The sequence below is a fragment of the Geodermatophilus sp. TF02-6 genome, assembly GCF_003319115.1.
Lineage (GTDB): Bacteria > Actinomycetota > Actinomycetes > Mycobacteriales > Geodermatophilaceae > Geodermatophilus.
On the sequence record NZ_QOHF01000004.1, the window covers coordinates 21258 to 45395 of the forward strand.

Sequence of the window (24138 nt, forward strand, 5' to 3'; positions counted from 1 at the left end):
GAGCCCCCGCCGCAGCCCGACGAACGCCCGCGAGGAGGGCCCGTGAGCGCCTACCGCACGGTGGTCGTCGGGACCGACGGGTCGCAGTCCTCCCTGCGCGCGGTGCGCCAGGCCGGTGCGCTGGCCGGGGCCTGCGAGGCCCGGCTGCTCGTCGTGTGCGCCTTCCTGCCGTCCCGGGCCGAGGGCCGGGAGGTCCGCCGCGCGCGGGGGGCTCCCGGGGACGACGCCGAGGCGGCGGGGGCCACGCCGGCGGAGGACACGGTGCGCGCCGCGGCCGAGCAGGCCCGCGCCGCCGGCGCCAGCGACGTCGTCCCGTTCGCCGTCGTCGGCTCCCCGGTCGAGACGCTGCTCGACGTCGTCGCCCGCGAGGAGGCCGACCTGCTGGTGGTCGGCAACCGCGGGGTCGACGGCATCAGGGGCCGGCTGCTCGGCTCCGTCCCCGCCGACGTGACCCGCCGCTCGCCGGTCGACGTCCTGGTCGTCCACACCACGGGTTGACGGCGCTGCCGGACACCGTCGGACCCGAGGACGCCGCCGCGGGCGCGCAGGACGCGCGCGAGGCGCTCGAGCGGCTGCTGCTCGACGGCCCGCGGCGCTACACCCGGCTGCAGGTCGCCGAGCTGGCCGCCATGTCGCCGCGGCGGACGCAGCGGCTGTGGCGGGCGCTGGGCTTCCCGGACGTCGCCGACGACGAGCCGGTGTTCACCGACGCCGACGTCTCCGCACTGGGGCTGCTGTCGGCGCTGATCGACGCCGGGTTCATCGACCCCGAGACGGAGGCGTCCATCGCCCGGGCCGTCGGCCAGTCGCTGTCCCGGCTGGCCGACTGGCAGACCGACATGCTCGTCGACGCGCTCACCCGGGTCGGCGGCGGTGACCGGCAGGTCTCGCCCGAGGAGGCGGTGGCGACCGCCAGCACCCTGCTGCCGCTGCTGCGCCAGGTGCAGGACTACGTGTGGCGCCGCCACCTGGCCGCCAACGCCGACCGGCTGCTCGCCTCGGCGGGCAGCGCGGACCGCCGCGAGCTCGCCGTCGGGTTCGCCGACCTGGTGGGCTACACCTCCCGCAGCCGGGGCATGGGCGGGCGGGAGCTGGGCGTGATGGTGGAGGACTTCGAGAGCACCGCCACCGAGGTCATCGCCCGCCACCACGGCCGGGTGGTCAAGACGGTCGGGGACGGCGTCCTCTATACCGCCGTCTCCCCGATCGACGCGGTGGAGATCGGGCTGGAGCTGCCCGACGCCTGGCAGGCCGCCGACCGTCCGGCGCTGCGGGTGGGCGCGGCCTACGGCACGGTGCTCACCCACCTCGGGGACGTCTACTCGCCGGTGGTCAACCTGGCCAGCCGGCTGACCTCGATCGCCCTCCCGGGAACGCTGCTGGTCGACCGGGAGCTCGCCCGGATGCTGGGCGGGCTGCCGCGCTACCGGGTGCGGCCGCTGCGCCGGGTGTCGGTGCGCGGCTACGACCAGCTGCAGCCGTGGCTGGTCCGCCGCCGTCCGTCCGGCGTGGAGGAGGACGACGAGGCCGCCGGCCTGCACGCCTTCGAGGACATGCTCGACCAGATGGCCGCCGAGGTCCTCGAGACCGGGGACGACGCGCAGGGCTGAGCGCCGCGGATGGCAGGCTGCTGCGGGTGAGTGCCACGCTCGTCGCCCGCGGACTGGCCGCCGGTCACGGCGCCCGCGTCCTCTTCTCCGGCCTCGACCTCGTCGTCGCCCCCGGCGACGTGGTCGGCCTGGTCGGGGTCAACGGCGCGGGCAAGTCCACGCTGCTGCGCACGCTGGCCGGCGAGCTGCCGGCCGAGTCGGGCAGCGTGACGGTCAGCCCGCCGACGGCCACCCTCGGGTACCTGCCGCAGGAGCACGACCGCCGGCCGGGGGAGACGGTGCGCGGGGCGCTGGCCCGCCGCACCGGGGTCGCGGCGGCGCAGGCCGCCCTGGACGCCGCCACCGCGGCGCTGGCCGCCGGCGCGGACGGCGCCGATGACGCCTACGGCGAGGCGCTGGAGCGCTGGCTGGCCCTCGGCGGGGCCGACGTCGACGAGCGCGCCGCGCAGGTGGTCGCCGAGGTGGCCCCCGGGGTGCCGCTCGACGCCCCGACGACCGGCCTCTCCGGCGGGCAGGCGGCCCGGGTGGGGCTGGCCGCGCTGCTGCTGTCCCGCCACGACGTCCTGCTGCTCGACGAGCCCACCAACGACCTGGACCTGGCCGGGCTCGACCGGCTGGAGCGGTTCGTGCGCGGCGCCCGCGGCGGCATCGTGGTGGTCAGCCACGACCGGGAGTTCCTCGCCCGCACGGTCACCCGGGTGGTGGAGCTCGACCTCGCCCAGCAGCAGGTCCGGGTGCACGACGGCGGCTACGAGGCCTACCTGGTGGAGCGGGAGGTCGCCCGCCGGCACGCCCGCGAGCAGTACGAGGAGTACGCCGGGACCCGGGCCGGGCTCGAGAGCCGGGCGCGGGTGCAGCGCAACTGGATGACCAAGGGCGTGCGCAACGCCGTCCGCAAGGGGGACCCGGACAAGAACATCCGGGCCCGGCACCGCGAGTCGTCGGAGAAGCAGGCGGCCAAGGCCCGTCAGACCGAGCGCCTGATCGAGCGGCTGGAGGTGGTCGAGGAGCCCCGCAAGGAGTGGGAGCTGCGGATGGAGATCGCCGCCGCGCCGCGGGCCGGGGCGGTGGTGGCCACCCTCTCCGGGGCGGTGGTGCGCCGCGGCGACTCCACCCTCGGCCCGGTGGACCTGCAGGTGGACTGGGGTGACCGGGTCGCGATCACCGGGCCCAACGGCGCCGGCAAGTCGACGCTGCTGGCGGCGCTGCTCGGCCGGGTGCCCCTGGACTCCGGGCGTGCGTCGCTGGGACCGTCGGTGCGGGTCGGGGAGGTCGACCAGGCGCGCGGGGCGTTCCTGGGCGCGCAGCCGTTGCTGGCCGCGTTCTCCGCCGAGGTGCCCGACTGGCCGGCGTCCGAGGTGCGTACCCTGCTGGCCAAGTACGGGCTGACCGCCGAGCACGTGCTGCGCCCGGCCGACACGCTCTCCCCCGGCGAGCGCACCCGCGCCGGGCTGGCGCTGCTGCAGGCCCGCGGGGTCAACGTGCTGGTGCTCGACGAGCCGACCAACCACCTCGACCTGCCCGCGATCGAGCAGCTCGAGCAGGCGCTGGCCGCCTACCGCGGCACGCTGCTGCTGGTGACCCACGACCGGCGGATGCTCGCGGCGGTGGCGACCACCCGGCGGCTGCACGTCGACGGCGGCCGGGTCGTCGAGTGAAAGGACCCTGTCCTGCCCACCCCTCGCAGGCTCGGGGCGGTGCCCTGGACGGGGCCGGGTGGGGCGGGGGGCCTTCCTCAGGAGGCCGTCGCGGATCGGCCGGCGGGCGGGCGGGCGCCGGCCCGCCGGGTCAGGGCCAGCGTGGCGGCCGCGGCGACGGCGAGCGCGGACAGCAGGACGGCGTAGGGCGCGAGCAGTGACAGCCCGGCGAGGACCACCGGCGCGGCGAAGCCGACGTAGGTCAGCGCGTAGTAGACGGCGGTGAGGCCGGCCAGCTCCCGGGGCGGCGCGATCCGCTGCGTCTCGACCAGCCCGGCGACCAGGCCCAGCCCGTACGCGGAGCCCAGGACCCCCGCGGCGACGACCACGAGCACCGGCGAGGTCAGCGCGGCGGCGGTCGCGGCGCAGAGCATCCCGGCGACCGCGGCGGTGAGGCCGAGGGCGGCGGCCCGCCCCGGGTCGGCCGCGGCCAGCCGGCGCGCCCGCGGCTGCACCGCGACCCCGGTGCCGAGGGTGACGCCGGCGGCGAGGGCGCTGAACGCCACCGTCCAGCCCGCCGTCGCCGAGCGCACCAGCCCCGGCAGGACGGCCATGGCGACGGTGGCCACCCCGAACACCCACGGCGCGACGGGGGCCACCTGACGGCGGAACCGCGGGTCGGCGACCGAGGGCACCCGCATCCGCGACCACAGCGACCCGGTCTCCGGACCGGCGTCGGCGACGGTCTCGGGAGCCCGCCACAGGGGCACCAGGACGGCGAGGACGACGGCCAGGTGCGGCAGGTAGGCGGCGAGCAGCGGCGCGGGCGCCCACTGGGCGACCAGCCCGGCGACGACCGGGCCGAGGCCGAAGCCGGCGGTCAGCGCGGTCGCCGCCCGGCGCGCGCCGGAGCCCTCCGGGGCGAGCGGGTCGAAGGGGGCGCCGGAGAGCTCCTTGACCCAGGCGGTCCCGGCGGCGAAGGCGGCGCCGCTGGCCACGCCGGCGAGGAAGCGGCCCAGGTACAGGGCGGGCAGCCCGCGCAACAGCAGGACCAGGGTGGCGGCCAGCGACACGAGCAGGGCGACCCGCAGCACCGGCGCCCGGCCGTGCCGGTCGGACACCGGGCCGGTCACCAGCAGCGCCGGGATCAGCCCCAGGGCGTAGACGCCGACCAGCGCGTCGACCGTGGCCACCGACAGCCCGCTGCGCTCGCGGTAGGCCACCAGCAGGCTGACGAACTGGTTGGCGCCCCAACCGATGGCGAACAGCGCGGCGGCGACCGGCACCCACGCGGCCGATCGCCTCCCCGCAGGTCTCAGGAGGGTTCCCCGAGCGCCTCGGGCAGCCCGACCGTGCTCATGCCGGCCCAGGTGTCCTGGACGTGGTGGGCCAGCACCATGAGGTCGCGCAGCTCACCGTTCCGGTCGCGGATGTGGTCGACCAGCAGCGCCTCCCCGGTGAAGCCGAGGCCGGTGAACAGCGCCAGCGCGGCGCCCTGCTCGGCGACCACCTCGACGACCAGCTTGGCCAGCCCCCACCCGAGCCCCTGCACCACCGCGTGCCGGGCCAGCTCCCGGCCCAGACCGCTGCCCCGCGCGGCGGGGGCGACGACCAGGCGCACCTCGCCGACGTGGTCGGACCAGCCGGGCAGCCGCAGTACCGCCGCGTAGCCGGTGACCTGCCCGTCGTCGTCCAGGGCGACCCAGCGCCGGACGTCGGGGGAGCCGGCCGCCCAGCCGCGCACCACGTCGGGATCGGTGACGTCCTCGCGGATGAAGGTGCGGTCGCCCTCGGGCAGGTCGGTGAAGAAGCGCAGCAGCGCGTCGCAGTGCGCCTCGGTGAGGTCGACGATCCGCGCCACGTCAGGCCTCCCGGACGGCGTCGGCGGCCGGGTCGAGCGGCTCGCTGCGCCGGCGGATGAAGTCGATGATCGTCGGCACGGTCGTCTTCGCCGCCGTCCGGCCCACCACCAGGCCCATGTGCCCGGCCGGCAGCCGCAGCTCGTGCTTGTCCGGCGAGCCGACCAGGTCGATCAGCGGCGCGGTCGCGTCGGGCGGGACGATGTGGTCGCGGTCGGCCCGCACCGTCAGGAACGGCATCCGGATGTCGGAGAGGTGCACGCGGTCGCCGCCGACGGTCAGGTGGTCGGTGACCATCCCGTTGTCGCGCACCAGCATCCGCACCGTCTCCTCCGCGGCGGCCCCGGGGAAGGGCACGTGGTCGTCCGACCAGCTGGTCATGGCCTGGTAGGCGGCGACGTACTCGTCGTTCCAGAGCTTCTCCCACAGCGTCACGTACCGGGTCACCTCCGCGGTGGGGGAGAGCGTCTTGAACCCCTGCAGGACGACCTGGGGCGGCACGTTGCCCTCGGCGTTCAGGACGTCGCGCACCTCCAGCCCGCCGACCCGGAACAGGTCGGCCATCGGGCCCATGTGCTGGAAGTCGACCGGGGTGGCCAGCACGGTGAGGCTGCGCAGCGGGGCGTCGGGGTGGTGCGCGGCGTAGAGCAGGGACAGGTCACCGCCGAAGCAGTAGCCGAAGAGGTTCACCTCGTCGGCCCCGGAGATCTCCAGCACCCGCGCCACCCCGGCGGGGATGTAGTCGTCGACGTAGTCGGCCAGCGTGTTGGCCGCGTCGCGCTCGTCGGGCTCGCCCCAGTCGAGCAGGTACACGTCGAACCCGGCGGCCAGCAGCTGCTCGACGAAGCTGTTGCCCGGGCTCAGGTCGAGGATGTAGCTGCGGCTGACCAGGCTGAACACGATGAGCAGCGGCGGGGAGTACCGCACGTCCTCGTTGCGGTAGTGCCACAGCTGGGTGCGGCCGCGCTCCCAGACGACGTCCTTGGGGGTGCAGCCGACGCCGGGCCGGTCGACGCCGGCGACCAGCTTCAGCCCGTTACGGGCGCGGAGGGCGTTGCGCTCGACGTCGCGGCGGACGCGGTCGAGGACCGCCTGGGGGCTCGGGATGGTCGGCATCGCTCTCCTCGGTGCTGCGGTGTCTCTCGGTCTCCAGCTGCAGGGTCAGTCGGCGGACCTCGCGGTCCAGGGCGCCGACCTGGGCCCGCAGCCGGCTGACGTCGGTACCGGTCGGCAGGTTCACCAGGTGCCAGGCGCGGGTGGTCAGGCCGCGGGCGGAGTTCCGGGCCAGTATGACCGCCCGGCGGGTCAGGGCGGCGCCGACGGCGAAGGTCTCGGTGCGCACGAACTCCTCGGCGCGGGGGGTCACGCGGCGCTCGGCGGCGTCGAACGCCTGCCGCCACAGTGGCGGGCGGGCGTCGGCCATGGGTCCTCCTGGGGCTGGGGTGGCGGACGGCGGTGGAGCCTCGGGTGGGCGCGGACGGCGGCGGGTCGGCTCAGGTGGGCTCAGGTGAAGGCGCTGACCCCGGTGATGTCCCGGCCCACGATCAGCGTCTGCACCGTCTCGGTTCCCTCGAAGGTGTGGATGGCCTCGATGTCGGCCATGTGCCGGATGACGTGGTTCTCGAGCAGGATCCCGTTGCCGCCGAGCAGGTCGCGGGCCTCGGCCAGGATCTCCCGCGCCGTCCGCGTGTTGTGCATCTTGGCCAGCCCGGCGACGGTGGGTGAGAGCCGCCCGGCCTCGGCCAGCCGGCCGATCTGCATGCAGTACAGCTGCATGCCGGTCAGCGCGGCCAGCATCCGCACCAGCCGCTCCTGCACGATCTGGAAGCTGACCAGCGGCTTGCCGAACTGCTTGCGCTCGCGCGCGTAGGACAGCGCGGTCTCGTACCCGGCGGTGGCGTGGCCCAGCGCCATCCACGCGCAGGCGCTGCGGGTGGTGGCCAGCACCCGGCCGGTGTCGGCGAAGCTGTGCGCCTCCTGCAGCCGGTTCTCCTCGGGCACGCGGACCCCGCGCAGCTCGATGTCGGCCTGCCAGATCGAGCGCAGCGACACCTTGCCGGTGATCACCGAGGCCTCGTAGCCCTCGGCGGGCCGCTCGACGACGAAGCCCTTGACCTGGCCGTCGGCGACGTCCCGCGCCCAGACCACGACGAGGTCCGCGCCGGCGCCGTTGCCGATCCAGCGCTTGGCGCCGTCGAGGACCCAGGTGTCGCCCTCCCGGCGGGCGCTGGTCTCCAGCGCGACCGAGTCCGACCCGTGCTGCGGCTCGGTGAGCGCGAACGCGCCGGTCTTCTCCAGCGTCGCCATCGACGGCAGCCAGCGCGCCTTCTGCTCCTCCGAGCCGCACATGTCGATCGACTGCATGGCCAGCCCGGCGTGCACGCCGAGGAAGGTGCCCAGGCTGCCGTCGCCGCGGTGCAGCTCCATGTGCACCAGCCCGCAGGCCATGGGGCTCATCTCCGCGGACCCGTAGCCCTTGATGCTCTCGCCGACGACGCCGAGCTCCGGCAGCCGGCGGATCAGCGGCCAGGGGACCTCCGCGCGCTCCCAGTAGTCCCCGGCCACCGGCAGCACCTCGCGGTCGACGAAGCGCCGGACGGCGAGGAACTTCTCCCACTGCTCGTCGGTGAACTGCTCGCGCACCGAGAAGAAGTCGGTGCCCAGCGCCTCGCCGAGGTGGCTGGTCGCGCCGTCCCCGGTGCCCATGTCCGCCGGCTTCTGCAGCTGCGGGCCCGACCGCTCGGTGCTCATGCCCGGACCTCCGTGGGGATCTCGACGGCGCGGCGCAGGATCTTGCCGGTCGGCCCCTTGGGGAGGCTGTCGACCAGCCAGACGTGCCGCGGGTACTTGTAGGCGGCCACCCGCTCCTTGACCCACACCTGCAGCTCGCCGGGGTCGGCGGAGGTGCCGGGCTTGAGCGCCACCGCCGCGGCCACCTCCTCGCCCAGCTCGGGGTGCGGGACGCCGACGCAGGCGGCCTCGGCGACCGCGGGGTGCTCGTAGAGGGCCTCCTCGATCTCCCGCGGGTAGACGTTGTAGCCGCCGCGGATAATCATCTCCTTCTTGCGGTCGACGATGAAGAAGTAGCCGTCGTCGTCCTGGCGGGCCAGGTCGCCGGTGCGGAACCAGCCGTCGGGGATGGCCTTGGCCGTCTCCTCGGGCTTGCCCCAGTAGCCCTTCATCACGTTCTCGCCGCGGATGGCGATCTCGCCGACCTCACCCGGGGGCACGTCGCGGCCCTCGTCGTCGACCAGGCGCATCTGCACGCCCGGGATCGGCGTGCCGATCGAGCCCGGCTTGCGCTCGGCGTGCAGCTGGTTGAACGACGCCACCGGCGAGGTCTCGGACAGGCCGTACCCCTCCATGATCACGCAGCCGAACTGCTTCTCGAAGGCCCGCATGACCTCCACCGGCATGGCCGACCCGCCGGAGACGCACAGCCGCAGGCTGGAGACGTCGTACCGGTCGCGGTCGGGGGCGTGCAGCATCGCGGCGAACATCGTCGGCACGCCCTCGAAGATGGTCACCCGGTCGCGCTGGACGATCGAGAGCGCCTTGGCGCCGTCGAAGCGCGGCAGCAGGGTGAGGCAGGCGCCGGCGAGCACCGAGCCGTTGAGGCTGCAGGTCAGGCCGAAGACGTGGAACAGCGGCAGGCAGCCCATGATCACGTCGTCCGGGGTGGCGCCGACCAGCTCGCTGCCGCCGTCGCGGGCGTTGCTGCGCAGGTTGGCGTGGGTGAGCTCGGCGCCCTTGGGCGGCCCGGTGGTCCCGGACGTGTAGAGGATCACCGCCGGGTCGTCGTCGGCCCGCTCCACCGTCTCGGTGTCCGCCGGGCCGGAGAGCGCCTCGCCGGGCCCTGTGGCCCCGACGACGACCGCTTCGACGCCCACCGTGGCCGCGGCCTCGCTGGCCGCCTCGGCGGCCGTGTCCAGCGCCACGACCACCCGCGCGCCGGAGTCACGCAGGTAGTACTCGACCTCGCGCGCCTTGAGCAGGGGGTTCATCGGGACGACGGCGGCGCCGGCCATCAGCGTGCCGTAGAAGACCACCGGGAAGCTCAGCACGTTGGGCAGCACCATGCCCACCCGGTCGCCGGGTCGGACGCCGCGGGCCTGCAGCCCGGCGGCCACCCCGGCGGCGGCGTCCCGGAAGCCGTCGTAGTCGAGGACGGCGTCGTCCATGCGCAGCGCCGGACGCCCACCGTGTCTGCTGGTGGTGTCGAGCAGGTGCTGAGCGAGGTTGGTCACTGGCCCTCTCCTCTTCCGAGCTGGGACGGGAAACGGCCCCTACCCGTCCGGGATGTGGTCTACCCCACGAGAGGTCAGGTCGTGGAGTGGCGCCCGCGCGGCGACCGGGACAGGCTCGGGCGCACCGACGACGACGGGAGGGCACCGCGTGAACAGCAGCAGCGCCGACAGGACCATCCTCGACATGTTCCGGCTCGACGGCCGGGTGGCGATCGTGACGGGGGCCTCCTCGGGCCTGGGCGCGGTCTTCGCCCGCGCGCTGGCCGAGGCCGGTGCCGACGTGGCGCTCGGTGCCCGCAGGGAGGACCGCCTCGCCGACACCCGCGCGGCGGTGGAGAAGGCCGGCCGGCGGGCGATCACCGTGCGCACCGACGTCGCCCGCCCGGAGGACTGCCAGGGGCTCGTGGACGCCACGATGGCCGAGTTCGGCAAGGTCGACGTCCTGGTGAACAACGCCGGCGTCGGCACCGCCGTCCCGGCCACGCGGGAGACCCCGGAGCAGTTCCGGCAGGTGATCGACGTGAACCTCAACGGCTGCTACTGGATGGCGCAGGCCTGCGGGCGGGTCATGAAGCCGGGCAGCTCCATCGTGAACATCTCGAGCATCCTGGGCCTGACCACCGCCGGGCTGCCCCAGGCGGCCTACGCGGCGAGCAAGGCCGGCCTGATCGGGCTGACCCGCGACCTGGCCCAGCAGTGGACCGGCCGCAAGGGCATCCGGGTCAACGCGCTGGCCCCCGGCTTCTTCGCCTCGGAGATGACCGACCAGTACCCCGAGGGCTACATCGAGGGCCAGCTGTCGCGCGCGCTGGTCGGCCGCCCCGGCGACCCCGACGAGCTGGCCGCGGCGCTGGTGTTCCTCGTCAGCGACGCCGGCGGCTACGTCACCGGCACGACGCTGCCGGTGGAGGGCGGCCTGCTCACCAGCTGAGGCCCCCGCGTCACCAGCTGAGTCGTCACGCCCTGCCGGCCGCTCTCGTGCGCTGCCGGCACGACCGCGCCCGCAGCGCACGAGGGGAACCGGCAATGCCGCCGCCCGGCCCGGTCAGCGGGCGCGCTCGACCCGCGCGACCAGGGCACCGATGCGGTCGATGAGCTGCGGCCAGACCTCGCGGGGCAGGTCGTGGCCCATACCCTCCACGACCACCAGCTCCGCGCCCGGGATGGCCGCCGCCGTGGCCCGGCCCCCGCTGACGTCCACCAGCTGGTCCTGGGCGCCGTGGACGACCAGGGTGGGCACGCGGATCTCGCCGAGGTGCTCGGTGCGGTCGTGCGTGGTCAGGATCGCGGCCAGCTGCCGGGCCACCCCGGCCGGGTCGTACCGCCGGTCGAACGACAGCCCGGCGCGCTCGCGCACCGCCGCCTCGTCGAAGGCGTAGCCGGGGGAGCCGATGACGCGGTAGGTGTCCACCGTCCGCTGGATCGCGCCCTCGCGGTCGGTGGCCGGCGGCGCGAGCAGCGCGCCCATGGCCGCCTCGGCCGGAGCCCCCACGGCCCGGTCACCCGTCGTGGACATGATCGAGGTGAGGCTGCGCACCTTCTCCGGGTGCCGGATGGCGACCAGCTGGGCGATCATCCCGCCCATCGACGCGCCGACGAGGTGCGCGCTGTCCAGGCCGAGGGCGTCGAGCAGGCCGGCGGTGTCGTCGGCCATGTCCGCCAGCGCGTACGGAGCACCGGCCGCGCCGGCCATGACCTGCAGCACGTCGGGCGCACCGGCCTGGTCCAGGTGGGTGGACAGGCCGATGTCGCGGTTGTCGAACCGGATGACGTACAGCCCACGGCCGGCCAGCTCGCTGCAGAACTCGTCGGGCCAGCCGAGCATCTGCGTGGCCAGGCCCATCACCAGCAGGAGGGGTGGGTCCTCCGCCGACCCGAACGTCTCGTAGGCGATCTCGACGTCACCGACACGGGCGTGCTGCACCTCGTTCTCCACGCCGAGGAGGGTAGTGAGGCGGACTGCGCCGGGCCGGACGGCAGAGCCGGCGGCGCCCGACCGGAGGGAGTCGACGATGACGCTGGCCGCGAGCACCCCGACCGTCGCACGAGGGTCCGACCCGACGCCGGCCGCCCCTGCCCCACCGCCTCCCGCCCCCGGTGAGCCCGCTCCCGGGCAGACCAGCCCCGGGGAGCCCGGCGAGCCGACACCCGACGAGTCCACCACGGACGAGCCCGGCCCCTGACCGCCGGCCGACTGACCCGGCCGGCGGTCAGCCTCGCACGGCGCCCGGGTCAGCTGCCACCGCCACTCGCCGCGATCCTGCGCCCGGCCTATCCTGTCGCTGTCCGGTCCCCGACCTTGCGCCCGGCCGGAGTGGCAGGAGTTCCGACATGCGCACCCGCACGAACGTCGCAGCGCACATCGACCACACCCTGCTCAAGCCCGAGGCCACCGCCGCGGACGTCGAGGCGCTGCTGGCCGAGGCGGCTGAACTGAGCACGTACGCGGTGTGCGTCTCTCCGAGCCGGCTGCCGCTGGTCCCCCCGGCCGGGGTCAAGGTCGCCACCGTCTGCGGCTTCCCCTCCGGCGCCCACCACGCCGACGTCAAGGCTTTCGAGGCCGCCCGATCCGTTGCCGACGGCGCCGACGAGGTCGACATGGTCATCGACCTCCCGTACGCCCGCGCTGGGGACTTCGCAGCCGTCGAGGCCGAGATCCGCGTCGTGCGGAAAGCGGTGCCCACCCCGGTCGTGCTCAAGGTCATCCTCGAGACCGCCGTCCTGACCGACGACCAGATCGTCGGCGGCTGCCGCGCGGCCGAGGCCGCCGGTGCCGACTTCGTGAAGACCTCTACCGGGTTCTCCCCTGCGGGGGGCGCGAGCGTCCACGCCGTCGAGTTGATGGCCGCCACCGTCGGCGGGCGTCTGGGCATCAAGGCCTCGGGGGGCATCCGCACCCCCGAGGCTGCGCTGGCGATGCTCGACGCCGGTGCAACTCGTCTCGGCCTGTCCGCCTCCCGCGACATCCTGGAAGGACTGAGCGCGTGAGCATCGATGCCCGTGAGACGCACCACCTCGTCGACCGCGCTCGCGCCTGGATCGCCCAGGACCCCGATGCCGCCGCACGGAAGGAACTGACTGCGCTCGTCGAGGCCGCCGAGCAGGGGGACGCGATGGCGCGCGAGGGTCTCGCTTCCCGCTTCGCCGGCCCGCTCACCTTCGGCACCGCCGGGCTGCGCGGCATGGTCGGAGCGGGGGAGACCCGCATGAACACCGCCGTCGTCACCCGCGCCACCGCCGGGCTGGCCCGCTACCTCCTCGACATCATCGGCGCCTCCCCGCGCGTCGTGGTCGGCTCCGATGCCCGGCACGGCTCCGCGGCGTTCCGCTGCGCCACCCTCGGCGTGCTCTCCGCCGCCGGGGCGACCGCTCTCGCGCTGCCGGCGCAGCTGCCCACCCCCGTCACGGCGTTCGCAGTGCGCGACCTCGACGCCGACGCCGGCGTCATGATCACCGCCTCCCACAACCCGCCCGCCGACAACGGCTACAAGGTCTACCTCGGGGGCCGTGCCGCCACCGGTGCGGCACGTGGCGTGCAGATCGTCCCGCCTGCGGACGCCGAGATCGCGGCTCGTATCGAGGCCGCGCCCGGGGCCGCCGACGTGCCGGTCGACGACACTCGTGTCGAGACCGTCGGCGACGAGCTGCTCGAGCGCTACACCGTTCGCGCCGCCTCCCTGCGCGGCACCGCCGAGCCGACCTCCGTGCGGGTCGTGCTGACCCCGATGCACGGCGTCGGCGGCGCCACCGCCCAGGAGGTACTGCGCCGCGCCGGCGTCCCCGACGTCCACGTCGTGGCCGCGCAGGCCCGACCCGACCCCGACTTCCCCACCGTCCCCTTTCCCAACCCGGAGGAGAAGGGCGCGATCGACCTCGCGCTCGAGCTTGCCCGGGAGGTCGAGGCCGACGTCGTCATCGCGATCGACCCGGACGCCGACCGGTGCTCGGTTGCGATCCCGCAGCACGACGGCACCTGGCGCCAGCTCACCGGTGACGAGATCGGCGCCGTTCTCGGCGAGCAGGCCGCCTGCGACTCCTCCCGCGAGGGCGACACCCTCGCGTGCTCCATCGTCTCCTCCCGCCTGCTCGGGCGCATCGCCGCCGCCCACGACCTGCGGCACGCGACCACGCTCACCGGATTCAAGTGGATCGCCCGCACCCCGGATCTGCGCTTCGGGTACGAGGAGGCCATCGGCTACTGCACCGACCCGGCCGGTGTGCGCGACAAGGACGGCATCACCGCCATGGTCCGCACCGTCACCCTGGTCGACGAACTGGCTCGCGACGGCCGCACGATCGAGGACCTGCTCGACGAGCTCGCCCGCGAGCACGGCCTGCACGCGACCACGCAGCTGAGCATCCGAGTGACCGACCGACAGCTGATCACCGAGGCCCTCGACCGGCTCCGCGCCGCCGAGCCCACCGAACTCGCCGGTTCCCCGGTGACCGAGGTCGTCGACCTCGCCGAGGGCAGCGCGGATCTCCCTCCCACGGAGGGAGTGCTGTTCCTCACCGAGGCCGGCGACCGGGTCATCGCCCGGCCCTCCGGCACGGAGCCGAAGCTCAAGTGCTACCTCGAGGTCATCCTGCCGTGCGACGGCGACGACGTCCCACGCGAGCGCGCCGCCGCACGCCTCGAACAGCTCAGCAACGACGTGCGGGCCCTGCTGGGGCTGTGATCAGCCGCCCATTCCCCGGACGACGACGAAGGAGTCCACCGTGGCCCTGCTCGACACCGCCGGCAAGGAGACCCCGCACATCAAACCGGACGGCGTCCCGATCGCCGAGACGATCCTGCTGCCCGGCGATCCGCTGCGCGCGAAGTTCATCGCGGAGACCTACCTCGAGGACGCCAAGGGCTTCAACGAGGTCCGCAACATGCTCGGCTTCACCGGCACACACCAGGGCACGCCGGTGTCGGTGATGGGCACCGGCATGGGGATTCCCTCGATCTCGCTGTACACGTGGGAGCTCATCCACGTCTTCGGGGTCAAGAACCTCATCCGCGTCGGCTCCTGCGGAGCCCTGCAGGACGACGTGGAGCTCTACGACGTCGTGCTCGCGCAGGGGGCCTCGACCGACTCGAACTTCCTGCACCAGTTCGGGTTGCCGGGCGCCTTCGCCCCGCTGTCGTCGTTCCGGTTGCTCGAGGCCGCCAAGCGCATCGCCGACGAGAAGGGCCAGCGCACCCACGTCGGCAACGTCCTCTCCAGCGACGTCTTCTACTCCGCCGAGCCGCAGTCCTCCCAGAAGTGGGCACGGATGGGCATCCTCGCCGTCGAGATGGAGTCGGCGGGGCTGTTGGCCACCGCGGCGGCCGCGGGCGTCGACGCGCTGGCGATCTTCACCGTCAGCGATCAGCTCGTGAAGGGCCGGCACGCCACTCCGGAGGAGCGCCAGACGGCGTTCACCCGGATGATCGAGATCGCTCTCGGTCTGGCCTGACCGTCTCTCGCACAGACTCCAGGAGCCCCCTGATGTCACACGCCACCCCCGCCGGCGCCGACCTGCCCGCCAGCGACGACGTCCCGGCCGCAGCCACCCCGACCGCGGGCATCGAGGCCGCGGCCGCTCCGTCCCGGTCGGTGCCACCGCGCAGGGCCCCGGTGCGCAACCCCAAGCGCGCCGTCCCGATCCTGCTGGCGATATTCGTCTTCGCCCTGGTCATCGACAACGGCTTCAAGTACATGTCGCTGCCGATCTCTCAGGATCTGGGCCTGGACATCAACACGGTGAGCCTTCAGGCGACGCTCGCCGGCATCATCATCGGCATCGGCGCCGTCGTTTACTCGACGCTCGCGGACTCGGTGAGCATCCGCCGCCTGCTCGTCGCCTCCATCATCCTGATGGCGATCGGCTCGCTCATCGGTTTCGCCGGCCAGAACTCCTTCCCCGTCGTGCTGACCGGCCGCATCGTCCAGACCGCCGGTCTCGCGGCCGCCGAGACCCTGTACGTCGTCTACGTCACGAAGTACCTCTCGAAGAGGGATCAGAAGACCTACCTCGGGTTCAGCACGAGCGCGTTCCAGCTCTCAGTGTTCATCGGTGTGGTCGGCAGCGGTTTCATCGCCACCTCCATCGGCTGGACCGCGCTGTTCCTGATCACGCTGCTCGCCTTGCTGGCCCTGCCGGGCATCATCAAGTACGTCCCGAAGGAGCAGCAGGTCGGCTCGCGGCTCGACGTCTTCGGCCTGCTCCTCATCGCCGTCTTCGCCACCTCCGTGATGCTGTTCATGCAGCACTTCAACTGGGTCTGGCTGCTCCCGGTTCTCGGGGCTCTCGCGCTGTTCGTGTGGCACATCCGCACCCACGACGACGCCATCGTCACCAGCGAGTTCTTCGCGAACAAGTCCTACACCTTGATGCTCATCGTGGTGTTCGTGCTGTACTCCGTGTCTCTCGGGTACACGTTCATCCTCCCGTTCCTGATGTCCGACGTCCACGGCTACGACGTCGCACGGACCTCCCTCGTGATCGGCCCGGGGTACGCGGTGGCCGCGGTCGTCGGCGCGCTGTCGGGCGTGATCGCCAAGGTGCTGAACTCGAGGCAGGCGATCACGATCGCGATCGCGATGATCACGCTGGCGCTCGTGGTACCCGCATTCCTCGTCGAAACCTCGGTCGCCGTCTTCGTGATCTCCATGATCGTGTTCGTGAGCGGCTTCGCGTTGATGTACGCACCGCTGCTGTCGACCGCGGTCGGGGACATCCCGCCGGAGAAGTCCGGTGTCGCGATTGGCTTCTACAACATGACGATCAACATCGCCGTGCCGATCGGCATCGCGTACACCGCCGCTCTGGCCGGGTCGAATGTCTCGTTCCTGTCGGGCCCGACCGGCGCCTCGGGTGACAGCGCCGGCGTCTACGCGACGATCCTGCTGATCCTCGCCGCCATCTCCGCTCTCGCGTTCGTGCTGTACCAGGTCTTCGCGCGGATCCTGCAGCGTGACGGCGACCGGGTGGAGCGGCAGGTCGTCGAGGACGCCACCGAGCTCTGACTCTGATCGAGCTGCCGCGCGGCGCCCCCAGACCTCTCGTCCGAGGGGTTCGCGAGCCGTTGACCGGCACATGGACGGGGCCGCGCGACCGCTCACCGGCCCAGCGCGACCACTGCGTCGAGGCCGGCCTGCAGGTCGGTCACCAGGCCCGCCGGGTCGGGAACCGCCGCGGTGTCGAGGTTGACGCCGATGCAGCACTGCCCCTCGTACCAGAGCAGCGTGACCATCGCCCCACAGCCCGGCGGTGGGCCGAACGGGAACATCCGCAGGATCTGTGACCCGGCGATGTAGACCGGATGCGGAACGCCCGGCCCAACCCGCAGATGACAAGCGCCCGAACCCACGATCCGTGGGTTCGGCGTCCAGGATGTCCTGAGACATCACAGAGGTGCCCCCGGCAGGATTCGAACCTGCGCACCCGCCTCCGGAGGGCGGTGCTCTATCCCCTGAGCTACGGGGGCTCTGCGGTGGGGCAGGGAAGAACCTACCAGGCCACCGAGAACTCTCGGACAGCGGTGCGTCAGGGAGCCGGCATCGGGGTGCTGCCACGGGCGGTGAGCATCCCGGTCATCGTCGTCACCTCGGCGGTCTGCGTCTCGGCGATCGACCGGGCAAGGCCGGCGACGGCGGGCACGGTGGCGTGGTCGGCGGCGTACTGCGCCATCTCCAGCCCGCCCTGGTGGTGGCGGATCATCAGCCGCAGGAACTGCACGTCGAAGGCGGTACCGGACAGCCCGCGCAGCTCGGCGAGCTCCTCCTCGGTGGCCATGCCGGGCATCAGCCCGCCGGCCATCCCGGCCGTGTCGTGCCCGCCGTGCCCCGCGCCGGAGTCCATCCAGGCCATGGGGGTCGCACCGCTGGAGAACGGCAGCCCCCACAGCGACAGCCAGCCCTGCATCCGGCCGACCTGGTTGGTCTGGGTCGAGGAGATGTCGAAGGCCAGCTGGCGCACCTCGGGGTCGCTGCTGCGCTCGAGGGCGAGGTTGGCCATCTCCACCCCCTGCAGGTGGTGACGGCCCATGTCCCGGGCGAACCCGGCGTCGACCGAGTCCGCGGTCGGCGTCGCCTCGCCCCGGCCGATGCCGAGGGCGACCGCGGCTCCGCCGCCGAGCAGGACCAGCCCGACGGCGATCAGCGCCAGCAGCGCCGTCCGCAGGGAGCGGCTCCCCGGAGGCGGTGCCGCGTCGCCGGCGCTCACGGTGCGCTGGTCCCGGCCCCGGCCGTGGGGGTGGTCGGGGCGTCGGTGGTCATCGAGTTCGTGCCGCGGCTGGGGTCGCCCACGGTCAGCGGGTCGCTGACGAACTGCGGGTTCTCGCAGCTCGCCCCCACCTCGGGGTAGTGGCCCTCGACGTCGGCGTTCAGGGTCAGGAAGTCGGCGAACTGGACGATCCGCGGGTCGTCGACCGAGTCCACCTTCAGCTGGTGGTTCCACGACTGCAGGCTGATCGGGGAGTCCTGGCCGGCGTAGGGGGACAGCATCCGGCCGTACTCGCCCTCCACCAGGTCGGCGAGCGTGGCGACGTCGTCCGGGGAGACCCGGTCGGGGTCGTAGGTGATCCACACCGCGCCGTGCTCGAGGCTGTGCACGGCGTTCTCGTGCCGGATGTCGACGTCGTAGACGGTGCCGGTGCAGTCGGCCCACTCGCCGTCGTGCGGGCCGCCCACCGGGGGTGACTCCGTGTACTGCACCGGGGTGGTCACGTGCTGCTGTCCGGCGGAGTAGTCGAAGCTCCGCACACCGGCGATCTGGTCCGGCGACGTGATGCGCCCCGCGTCGGCCTCGTTGACCTTCACCACGGCGTAGGTGATCACCGCGGCGGCGAACACGACGACGGCGACGGCGGCGGCGATCAGCCCCCACGGGCGCTGCGGGGCGACGACGTTGGTGACCGGGGGCCGGGTGCGGCCGCCCCTGCCGCCCGTGAGCGCCGTCCCCGCGCCGGACCGGCTGGCCCCACCGCGGGCGCGGCCGTCCTGGGGCTTGCGGTCCTTGGCCACGGGCTGCTCCTCGCACTCGTCCGGCTCTGGTCGCGGACCGTGCGCGCGCACCGGCCCGGGGGAGGAGCCGGCGCTCCACCCCGGGAGGCCAGTCTAGGTCGGGGGCCTGGGGGCACCCAGGTGCTCGGTGTCACATCCGTGCTCCGGGCGGTGCTGTAGACGTGTGGACGTGGCAGGGCAGGGTCGGGCCGCGCTGGCGCCCGCCGCGCCGCTGGACCGGCGCCAGGTGGCGAGTCGACGGGCCTCCCGGGAGGACGACGTCGTGGCGGTGTCCGGCTCCGGGGCCGCGGGCGGCGTCCGGCCCGACCTGGAGCAGGTCTTCCGAGTCCACTACGCGCGCGTCGTCGCCGTCGCCGCCCGGGTGCTCGGCTCCCGGGACCAGGCCGAGGACGTCGCCCAGGAGGTCTTCCTCTCGTTCGGGCGGTCCTCGGTCTCGGCGGCGGAGGCCGGCGGCTGGTTGTCCGTGGCCGCCGCGCACACCGCCCTCAACCTGCTGCGCTCCGGCCGTCGCCGCGCCTCCAGAGAGGTCGCCGCCGCCGACGGGGCGCAGGCCGTCCCCGACGTCGCCGACGCCGTCGTCGTCCGCGAGGAGCACCAGCGGGTGCGGACGGCGCTGTCCCGACTGCCCCGCAAGCAGGCCGTGGCCCTGCTGCTGCGGCACAGTGGTCTGAGCTACGCCGACGTCGCCGCGGCGCTCGGCATGTCCCCCGGGAGCGTGGGCACCACCGTGCGCCGCGCCGAGTCCGCCCTGCGCGAGGAGCTGAACCGCCATGCGTCTCCGGAGTGACCGTCACCACCCGACCGACGGCGTGCTCCGCCGGCTCGTCGACGAGCCGGCCGGGGTCGCCGACGCCGACCGCGCGCACGTCGCGACCTGCCCGGCCTGCCTGGCCGGCCTGGAGGCGGTCCGCGCCGACGCCCGGGTGGCCGGGGCCGCGCTCGGGGCCTCGCCCCGGGTCGCGGCACCGGCCGGGGTCGACGTCGACACCGCGTGGGCCCGCCTGGCCTCCGCCGGCCCAGCCGGACGGGCGGCTGCGCCGGCCCGCCGCGGACGCTGGGTGGCCGGGCTGCGCCGGCCGGCGGTCGCGGCGCTCGGGGTCGTCCTCGTGCTGTCGGGCGCCGGCGTGGCCGCGGCCAACGACTGGCTGCCGATCTTCCGCACCGAGCGGGTCGCGCCGGTCGCCGTCACCGAGACCGACCTGGTCGCGCTGCCCGACCTCTCCGCCTTCGGGGACCTGGAGGTCACCGGCGAGCCGGAACCGTCCGCGGTCCCGGACGCCGCCACCGCGGAGGAACGCAGCGGCCTGGTCCTCCCCGAGGTCGGCGAGCTGCCGACCGGCGTGACCGGCGACCCCACCTACCAGGTGGTGGACCAGGTGAGCGCCGTGTTCACCTTCTCGGCCGCGAAGGCGGCGCAGGCCGCGGCCGCGACCGGGGAGGCTCTGCCGACCCCGCCGCCCGGGCTGGACGGCAGCAGCGTGCGGCTGCAGGCCGGACCGGCCGCCGCCGCGGTGTGGGTGCAGCCGTCCGGCGTGCCGGTGCTGGCGGTCGGGCGGGCGGTCGCGCCCACCGCGTCCTCCGACGGCGTCCCGTTCGAGACGGTGCGCGACTACCTGCTGTCCTTGCCCGGTCTCCCCGCCGACGTCGCTGCCCAGCTGCGGGCGTTCACCGAGGAGCCGACGACGCTGCCGCTGCCGGTGCCGGCCGACCTGGTGACCACCGCCGAGACCGAGGTGGCCGGGCAGCCGGCGACCGTGCTGGCCTCCCGGGACGGCACCATGGCCGGCGTGGTGTGGGTCGAGGACGGCGTCGTCACCGGGGTCGCCGGGGCCGTGAGCACCGACGAGGTCCTCGCCGTGGCGCGCGGTCTGCGCTGACCGTGACATCCGGGGACAGGGCGGTCGAGGACACCCGCACCGCGGCCCAGCTGGTCGCCGACCTGCCCGCCTCGCCAGCGGTGTGGTGCTCCGGACTGCGCAAGCGGTACGGGCGCCGGACCGCCGTCGACGGGGTCTCGTTCACCGTCGGGCGCGGCGAGGTGGTCGGCCTGCTCGGCCCCAACGGGGCGGGCAAGACCAGCGTCATCAAGATGCTCCTGGGCCTGGTCCGCGCCGACGCCGGGGAGGTCGCGCTGCTCGGCCGCCCGGGGCGCGACCCGCTGTCCCGGCAGCGGGTCGGGTACCTGCCCGAGCTGTTCCGCTACCAGCCCTGGCTCACCGCCACCGAGGTGCTGGCCCTGCACGCCCGCCTGGCGCGGGTGCCGATGACCGAGGCCGAGGGGCGCGACCGGCTGGCCGCGGTCGGCCTGGACGGGCGGGCCGGCGACCGGGTGGGCGGGTTCTCCAAGGGCATGCAGCAGCGGCTCGGCCTCGCCGTCGCGCTCGTCGGCCGACCCGAGCTGGTGGTCCTCGACGAGCCGACCAGCGCACTGGACCCGATCGGCCGGGCCGACGTCCGCGACCTGGTGCTCTTGCTCAAGGCCCGCGGCGTGGCGGTGCTGCTCAACTCGCACCTGATCGGCGAGGTGGAGCGGGTCTGCGACCGGGTGGTCATCCTCGACTCCGGGCGCGTGGCAGCGGCCGGCACGCTCGCCGAGCTGCTCGGCCGGCGCGAGGTCCGGCTGCACCTCACCGGGGTGGACGGCCGCGCCGAGGCGCGGCTGCGGGCGGCCGGGACGGTCACCGGCGGCGGGGACCGGTTCACCGTCGCCCTACCGGCGGACGACGACGGCGGCACCGTGCCCGGCCTCGTCGCCGACCTCGTGGCGCTCGGCGTCTGCGTGCACGCCGTCGAGCCGGCGCGGATCAGCCTGGAGGAGCGGCTGCTGGGCATCCTCCGCGGCGGGACGGGAGCCGGGAACGGGGGCGGTGCCTCGTGAGCGAGCTCGCGAGCTCACGCGGGAGTGCAGCAGCGCCGCGAACGCGGCCGACGAGCGCCAGCGAGGAGGGCTCGTGAGCGAGCTCGCGAGCTCACGCAGGGGTGCAGCAGCGCCGCGAACGCGGCCGACGAGCGCCAGCGAGGAGGGCGACGAGCGCCAGCGAGGAGGGCTCGTGAGCGAGCTCGCGAGCTCACGCAGGGGTGCAGCAGCGCCGCGAACGCGGCCGACGAGCGCCAGCGAGGAGGGCTCGTGAGCGTGCTGACCGTCGCCGGGCTGACCCTGCGCGAGGCCGTCCGCCGGCGGGTGGTGTGGGCGCTCGCCCTCCTCACCCTCGCACTGCTGACGCTCAGCGGCTGGGGCTTCTCCCGGCTGGCCGGCCTGGACACCGAATTCGGGGACCTCACCTCCGGCCAGGCCCGGCTGGTCGCCTCCCAGTTGCTCAACCTGGTCGTGTTCGGGTTGAGCCTGATCGCCGCGCTCGGCACCGCGTTCCTCGCCGGGCCCACCCTCGCCGGGGAGGTCGAGTCCGGGATGGCGCTGTCGGTGCTGGCCCGGCCGGTGCGGCGCTCGGCGGTGCTGCTCGGCAAGTGGCTCGGCCTGGTCGCCGTCGGCTCCGGGTACGTGGCGGTGGCCGGGCTCGCCCAGTTCCTCGTCGTCCGGTGGGCGGTGGGCTACTGGCCACCGCAGCCAGTGGCCGGCCTGGCGCTGCTGGCCGGACAGACGGTCGTGCTGCTCACGCTCGCACTGCTGCTCTCGAGCGTGATCTCCTCGATGGCGTCGGGAGTGGTCGCGGTCGGGCTGTTCGGCGCCACCTGGGTGGCCGGCGTGGTCGGCAGCGTCGGGGAGGTCCTCGGCAACGAGGGCGTGGCCCGCGTCGGCACGGTGTCACGGATGCTGCTGCCCACCGACGGGCTGTGGCGGGGCGCCATGCACGCCTTCCAGGACCCGACGCCGCTCGGGATCGACGTCGCCGGCTCCCCCTTCCTCAGTGAGGCCCCGCTCACCGTCACCTACCTGCTGTGGGCGGCGGTGTGGGTGGCCATGGTCTGGGGGCTGACGGCGCTGACCTTCGCCCGCCGGGACGTGTGAAGAAGGACCCTTCTGCCCCCCACCGCTCGCAGGCTCGCGGCGGGGCCCTGCAGGAGGGCCGTTCCAGTACGTCACCAGGCTCGCGGCGGGTGGGAAGGCCGCACCGGGGCCGGTCCGGAGCCTCAGTACGCTCGTGCGGTGACACCGGAGCAGTTGCGCGACGTCGTCCGGACCGCCGTGGCCGCCGCCGTCGAGCGCGGCGTGCTGCCGGTCGCGGTGCCCGACGACGTGCTCGTCGAGCGCCCGAAGAACCCCGAGCACGGCGACTACGCCACCAACGTCGCCCTGCGCCTGGCCAAGCCGGCCGGCCGGCCGCCGCGGGTGGTCGCCGAGGCGGTCGCCGGAGCGCTGCGGGCGCACCCGGGAATCGCCTCGGTCGACGTCGCCGGCCCCGGGTTCCTCAACATCACCCTCGCCCAGGGCGTCCTGGGCCGCATCGCCGTCGAGGCGGTCACCGCGGGGGACGGCTACGGCCGCACCGACACCCTCGCCGGGCAGCGGCTGAACCTGGAGTTCGTCTCGGCCAACCCGACCGGCCCGGTGCACATCGGCGGCACCCGGTGGGCCGCGGTCGGCGACGCGCTGGCCCGGCTGCTGGAGGCCAGCGGCGCCGACGTCACCCGGGAGTACTACTTCAACGACGCCGGCGCGCAGATCGACCGGTTCGCCCGCAGCCTGCAGGCCGCGGCCGCGGGGCGGCCGGTCCCCGGGGACGGCTACGCCGGCACCTACGTCGACGACATCGCCGCCCGCATCGTCGCCGAGGAACCGGCCCTGCTCGACCAGGACGACGACGAGCAGCTGCGCGTGTTCCGGGCCCGCGGGGTCGACCTGATGTGGGCGGAGATCAAGGGCTCGCTCGCGCAGTTCGGCGTCGTCTTCGACGTGTACTTCTCCGAGCGCACGCTGCACGAGACCGGCGCCCTCGAGAAGGCCGTCGCCCGGCTGCGGGAGGAGGGGCACGTCTACGAGGCCGACGACGCCGTCTGGCTGCGGACGACGGACTTCGGCGACGACAAGGACCGCGTGCTGGTCAAGAGCGACGGCGAGCCGACCTACTTCGCCGCCGACTGCGCCTACTACCTGAACAAGCGCGAGCGCGGCTTCGACGCGGTCGTCATCATGCTCGGCGCCGACCACACCGGCTACGTCGGCCGGTACGAGGCGCTGGTGGCGGCCATGGGCGACGACCCCGGGACCCACCTCGAGATCCTCATCGGCCAGCTGGTCAACCTGCTGCGCGACGGCGAGCCGGTGCGGATGAGCAAGCGCGCCGGCACCGTGGTCACCCTCGAGGACCTGGTCGACGCGATCGGTGCCGACGCCGCCCGCTACGCGCTGGCCCGCACCTCGATCGACCAGACGATCGACCTGGACCTGGACCTGTGGAGCCGGCAGACCAACGACAACCCGGTCTTCTACGTCCAGTACGCGCACGCCCGGATCTCCTCGGTGCTGCGCAACGCCGCCGACCTGGGCCTGGAGCTGGGCGACCCCGCCGACGTCGACGCAGCACGGCTGACCCACGAGCGGGAGAACGACCTGCTCCGGGCGCTGGGGGAGTTCCCGCGGGTGCTGACCTCGGCCGCGGAGCTGCGCGCCCCGCACCGGGTGGCCCGCTACCTGGAGGAGCTGGCCGGCACCTACCACCGCTTCTACGACAACTGCCGGGTGCTGCCGCGCGGCGACGAGGAGGCCACGCCGCTCACCGTCGCCCGGCTGTGGCTGTGCGCGGCCACCGCCGTCGTCCTGCGCAACGGCCTCGGCGTGCTGGGCGTGACCGCGCCGGAGCGGATGTGAACGCTGCCCGCCCCCAGGGGCC

23 protein-coding genes and 1 tRNA gene are annotated in these 24138 nt (G+C 74.3%); 13 read left to right on the plus strand and 11 right to left on the minus strand.

Translation table 11 applies throughout. From position 1 onward, the window contains the following. The first annotated feature begins 42 nt into the window (after positions 1-42). From DQ238_RS04855 to DQ238_RS04865, 3 genes are read left to right on the plus strand one after another with little or no spacing between them, the layout of a single operon-like run. A complete protein-coding gene (locus DQ238_RS04855) occupies positions 43-498 on the plus strand; it encodes a universal stress protein (protein WP_113780185.1) in 456 nt (151 codons plus the stop codon). Beyond that, positions 495-1610, plus strand: a complete 1116-nt coding sequence (locus DQ238_RS04860) for an adenylate/guanylate cyclase domain-containing protein (RefSeq protein ID WP_233495710.1) — start codon at positions 495-497, stop codon at positions 1608-1610. The genes DQ238_RS04855 and DQ238_RS04860 overlap by 4 nt, the downstream gene beginning before the upstream one ends. Positions 1611-1636: 26 nt before the next feature. Beyond that, entirely contained in the window at positions 1637-3268 is a 1632-nt protein-coding gene (locus DQ238_RS04865) for an ABC-F family ATP-binding cassette domain-containing protein (protein WP_113780186.1), read from the plus strand. 77 nt (positions 3269-3345) lie between these two features. Here the strand turns inward: DQ238_RS04865 and DQ238_RS04870 are convergent, their stop codons facing one another. From DQ238_RS04870 to DQ238_RS04895, 6 genes are all read right to left on the minus strand, one after another. After that, on the minus strand, positions 3346-4533 hold the full coding sequence (locus DQ238_RS04870; RefSeq protein WP_158550716.1) for an MFS transporter: 1188 nt from the start codon (positions 4531-4533) through the stop codon (positions 3346-3348). 29 nt (positions 4534-4562) lie between these two features. After that, a complete protein-coding gene (locus DQ238_RS04875) occupies positions 4563-5108 on the minus strand; it encodes a GNAT family N-acetyltransferase (RefSeq protein ID WP_113780188.1) in 546 nt (181 codons plus the stop codon). A 1-nt stretch (position 5109) separates the two neighbouring features. Then, entirely contained in the window at positions 5110-6222 is a 1113-nt protein-coding gene (locus DQ238_RS04880; RefSeq protein WP_113780189.1) for an alpha/beta fold hydrolase, read from the minus strand. Then, positions 6143-6529 carry a hypothetical protein gene (locus DQ238_RS04885; protein ID WP_113780190.1) on the minus strand — a complete coding sequence of 129 codons (387 nt, stop codon included), beginning with the start codon at positions 6527-6529 and terminating at the stop codon, positions 6143-6145. Before DQ238_RS04885 ends, DQ238_RS04880 begins: the two co-directional genes overlap by 80 nt. 80 nt (positions 6530-6609) lie before the next feature. After that, positions 6610-7857 (minus strand): acyl-CoA dehydrogenase family protein, encoded by a 1248-nt coding sequence (locus DQ238_RS04890; RefSeq protein ID WP_113780191.1) that lies wholly within the window; start codon positions 7855-7857, stop codon positions 6610-6612. Further along, the gene (locus DQ238_RS04895) at positions 7854-9353 is read right to left on the minus strand and encodes a long-chain fatty acid--CoA ligase (RefSeq protein WP_113780192.1); all 1500 of its coding nucleotides are present in this window, start codon (positions 9351-9353) and stop codon (positions 7854-7856) included. Before DQ238_RS04895 ends, DQ238_RS04890 begins: the two co-directional genes overlap by 4 nt. A gap of 148 nt (positions 9354-9501) precedes the next feature. On the opposite strand from DQ238_RS04895, the gene DQ238_RS04900 reads away from it, so the two are divergent. Then, a complete protein-coding gene (locus tag DQ238_RS04900; protein WP_233495711.1) occupies positions 9502-10284 on the plus strand; it encodes an SDR family NAD(P)-dependent oxidoreductase in 783 nt (260 codons plus the stop codon). 114 nt (positions 10285-10398) lie between these two features. On the opposite strand, the gene DQ238_RS04905 is transcribed toward DQ238_RS04900, so the two are convergent. Beyond that, complete coding sequence (locus tag DQ238_RS04905; protein ID WP_233495712.1) at positions 10399-11289, minus strand: alpha/beta fold hydrolase; 891 nt, start codon at positions 11287-11289, stop codon at positions 10399-10401. 395 nt (positions 11290-11684) lie between these two features. Between DQ238_RS04905 and deoC the strand changes: the two genes are divergently transcribed. From deoC to DQ238_RS04925, 4 genes are read left to right on the plus strand one after another with little or no spacing between them, the layout of a single operon-like run. Beyond that, positions 11685-12341, plus strand: coding sequence for a deoxyribose-phosphate aldolase (gene deoC / locus DQ238_RS04910; RefSeq protein ID WP_113780193.1), 657 nt, complete (start codon positions 11685-11687; stop codon positions 12339-12341). Next, entirely contained in the window at positions 12338-14032 is a 1695-nt protein-coding gene (locus DQ238_RS04915; RefSeq protein ID WP_233495713.1) for a phospho-sugar mutase, read from the plus strand. The genes deoC and DQ238_RS04915 overlap by 4 nt, the downstream gene beginning before the upstream one ends. A gap of 40 nt (positions 14033-14072) precedes the next feature. Continuing rightward, positions 14073-14798 (plus strand): purine-nucleoside phosphorylase, encoded by a 726-nt coding sequence (gene deoD, locus DQ238_RS04920; protein WP_233495714.1) that lies wholly within the window; start codon positions 14073-14075, stop codon positions 14796-14798. Positions 14799-14830: 32 nt separating this feature from the next. Further along, the gene (locus DQ238_RS04925) at positions 14831-16351 is read left to right on the plus strand and encodes an MFS transporter (protein WP_113780194.1); all 1521 of its coding nucleotides are present in this window, start codon (positions 14831-14833) and stop codon (positions 16349-16351) included. A gap of 92 nt (positions 16352-16443) precedes the next feature. Here DQ238_RS04925 and DQ238_RS04930 read toward each other — a convergent pair whose 3' ends face one another. The 4 genes from DQ238_RS04930 to DQ238_RS04945 form a co-directional block, all read right to left on the minus strand. Then, complete coding sequence (locus tag DQ238_RS04930) at positions 16444-16695, minus strand: WS/DGAT domain-containing protein (protein ID WP_199506144.1); 252 nt, start codon at positions 16693-16695, stop codon at positions 16444-16446. Between the two features lie 45 nt (positions 16696-16740). Further along, positions 16741-16812: transfer RNA gene (locus tag DQ238_RS04935), tRNA-Arg, on the minus strand. Between the two features lie 59 nt (positions 16813-16871). Then, complete coding sequence (locus tag DQ238_RS04940) at positions 16872-17549, minus strand: DUF305 domain-containing protein (protein ID WP_113780196.1); 678 nt, start codon at positions 17547-17549, stop codon at positions 16872-16874. Further along, positions 17546-18349 carry a DUF3105 domain-containing protein gene (locus DQ238_RS04945; RefSeq protein ID WP_113780197.1) on the minus strand — a complete coding sequence of 268 codons (804 nt, stop codon included), beginning with the start codon at positions 18347-18349 and terminating at the stop codon, positions 17546-17548. The genes DQ238_RS04940 and DQ238_RS04945 overlap by 4 nt, the downstream gene beginning before the upstream one ends. Before the next feature lie 169 nt (positions 18350-18518). On the opposite strand from DQ238_RS04945, the gene DQ238_RS04950 reads away from it, so the two are divergent. The 5 genes from DQ238_RS04950 (at position 18519) to argS (ending at position 24116) form a co-directional block, all read left to right on the plus strand. Further along, positions 18519-19136 (plus strand): sigma-70 family RNA polymerase sigma factor, encoded by a 618-nt coding sequence (locus tag DQ238_RS04950; protein WP_233495716.1) that lies wholly within the window; start codon positions 18519-18521, stop codon positions 19134-19136. Continuing rightward, complete coding sequence (locus DQ238_RS04955) at positions 19120-20226, plus strand: hypothetical protein (protein ID WP_113780198.1); 1107 nt, start codon at positions 19120-19122, stop codon at positions 20224-20226. Before DQ238_RS04950 ends, DQ238_RS04955 begins: the two co-directional genes overlap by 17 nt. 2 nt (positions 20227-20228) lie before the next feature. Then, on the plus strand, positions 20229-21227 hold the full coding sequence (locus DQ238_RS04960; protein ID WP_233495717.1) for an ABC transporter ATP-binding protein: 999 nt from the start codon (positions 20229-20231) through the stop codon (positions 21225-21227). 249 nt (positions 21228-21476) lie between these two features. Next, positions 21477-22316, plus strand: a complete 840-nt coding sequence (locus DQ238_RS04965; protein ID WP_113780199.1) for an ABC transporter permease — start codon at positions 21477-21479, stop codon at positions 22314-22316. 138 nt (positions 22317-22454) lie between these two features. Continuing rightward, the gene (gene argS, locus DQ238_RS04970; protein WP_113780200.1) at positions 22455-24116 is read left to right on the plus strand and encodes an arginine--tRNA ligase; all 1662 of its coding nucleotides are present in this window, start codon (positions 22455-22457) and stop codon (positions 24114-24116) included. Positions 24117-24138: the final 22 nt, after the last annotated feature.

Bases quoted from the DNA above. Each gene is read 5' to 3' on its own strand.
- DQ238_RS04925 (WP_113780194.1), top strand. From the start codon at position 14,831: ATGTCACACGCCACCCCCGCCGGCGCCGACCTGCCCGCCAGCGACGAC.
- deoC (WP_113780193.1), top strand. From the start codon at position 11,685: ATGCGCACCCGCACGAACGTCGCAGCGCACATCGACCACACCCTGCTC.
- DQ238_RS04890 (WP_113780191.1), bottom strand. From the start codon at position 7,857: ATGAGCACCGAGCGGTCGGGCCCGCAGCTGCAGAAGCCGGCGGACATG.
- DQ238_RS04880 (WP_113780189.1), bottom strand. From the start codon at position 6,222: ATGCCGACCATCCCGAGCCCCCAGGCGGTCCTCGACCGCGTCCGCCGC.
- DQ238_RS04885 (WP_113780190.1), bottom strand. From the start codon at position 6,529: ATGGCCGACGCCCGCCCGCCACTGTGGCGGCAGGCGTTCGACGCCGCC.
- DQ238_RS04955 (WP_113780198.1), top strand. From the start codon at position 19,120: ATGCGTCTCCGGAGTGACCGTCACCACCCGACCGACGGCGTGCTCCGC.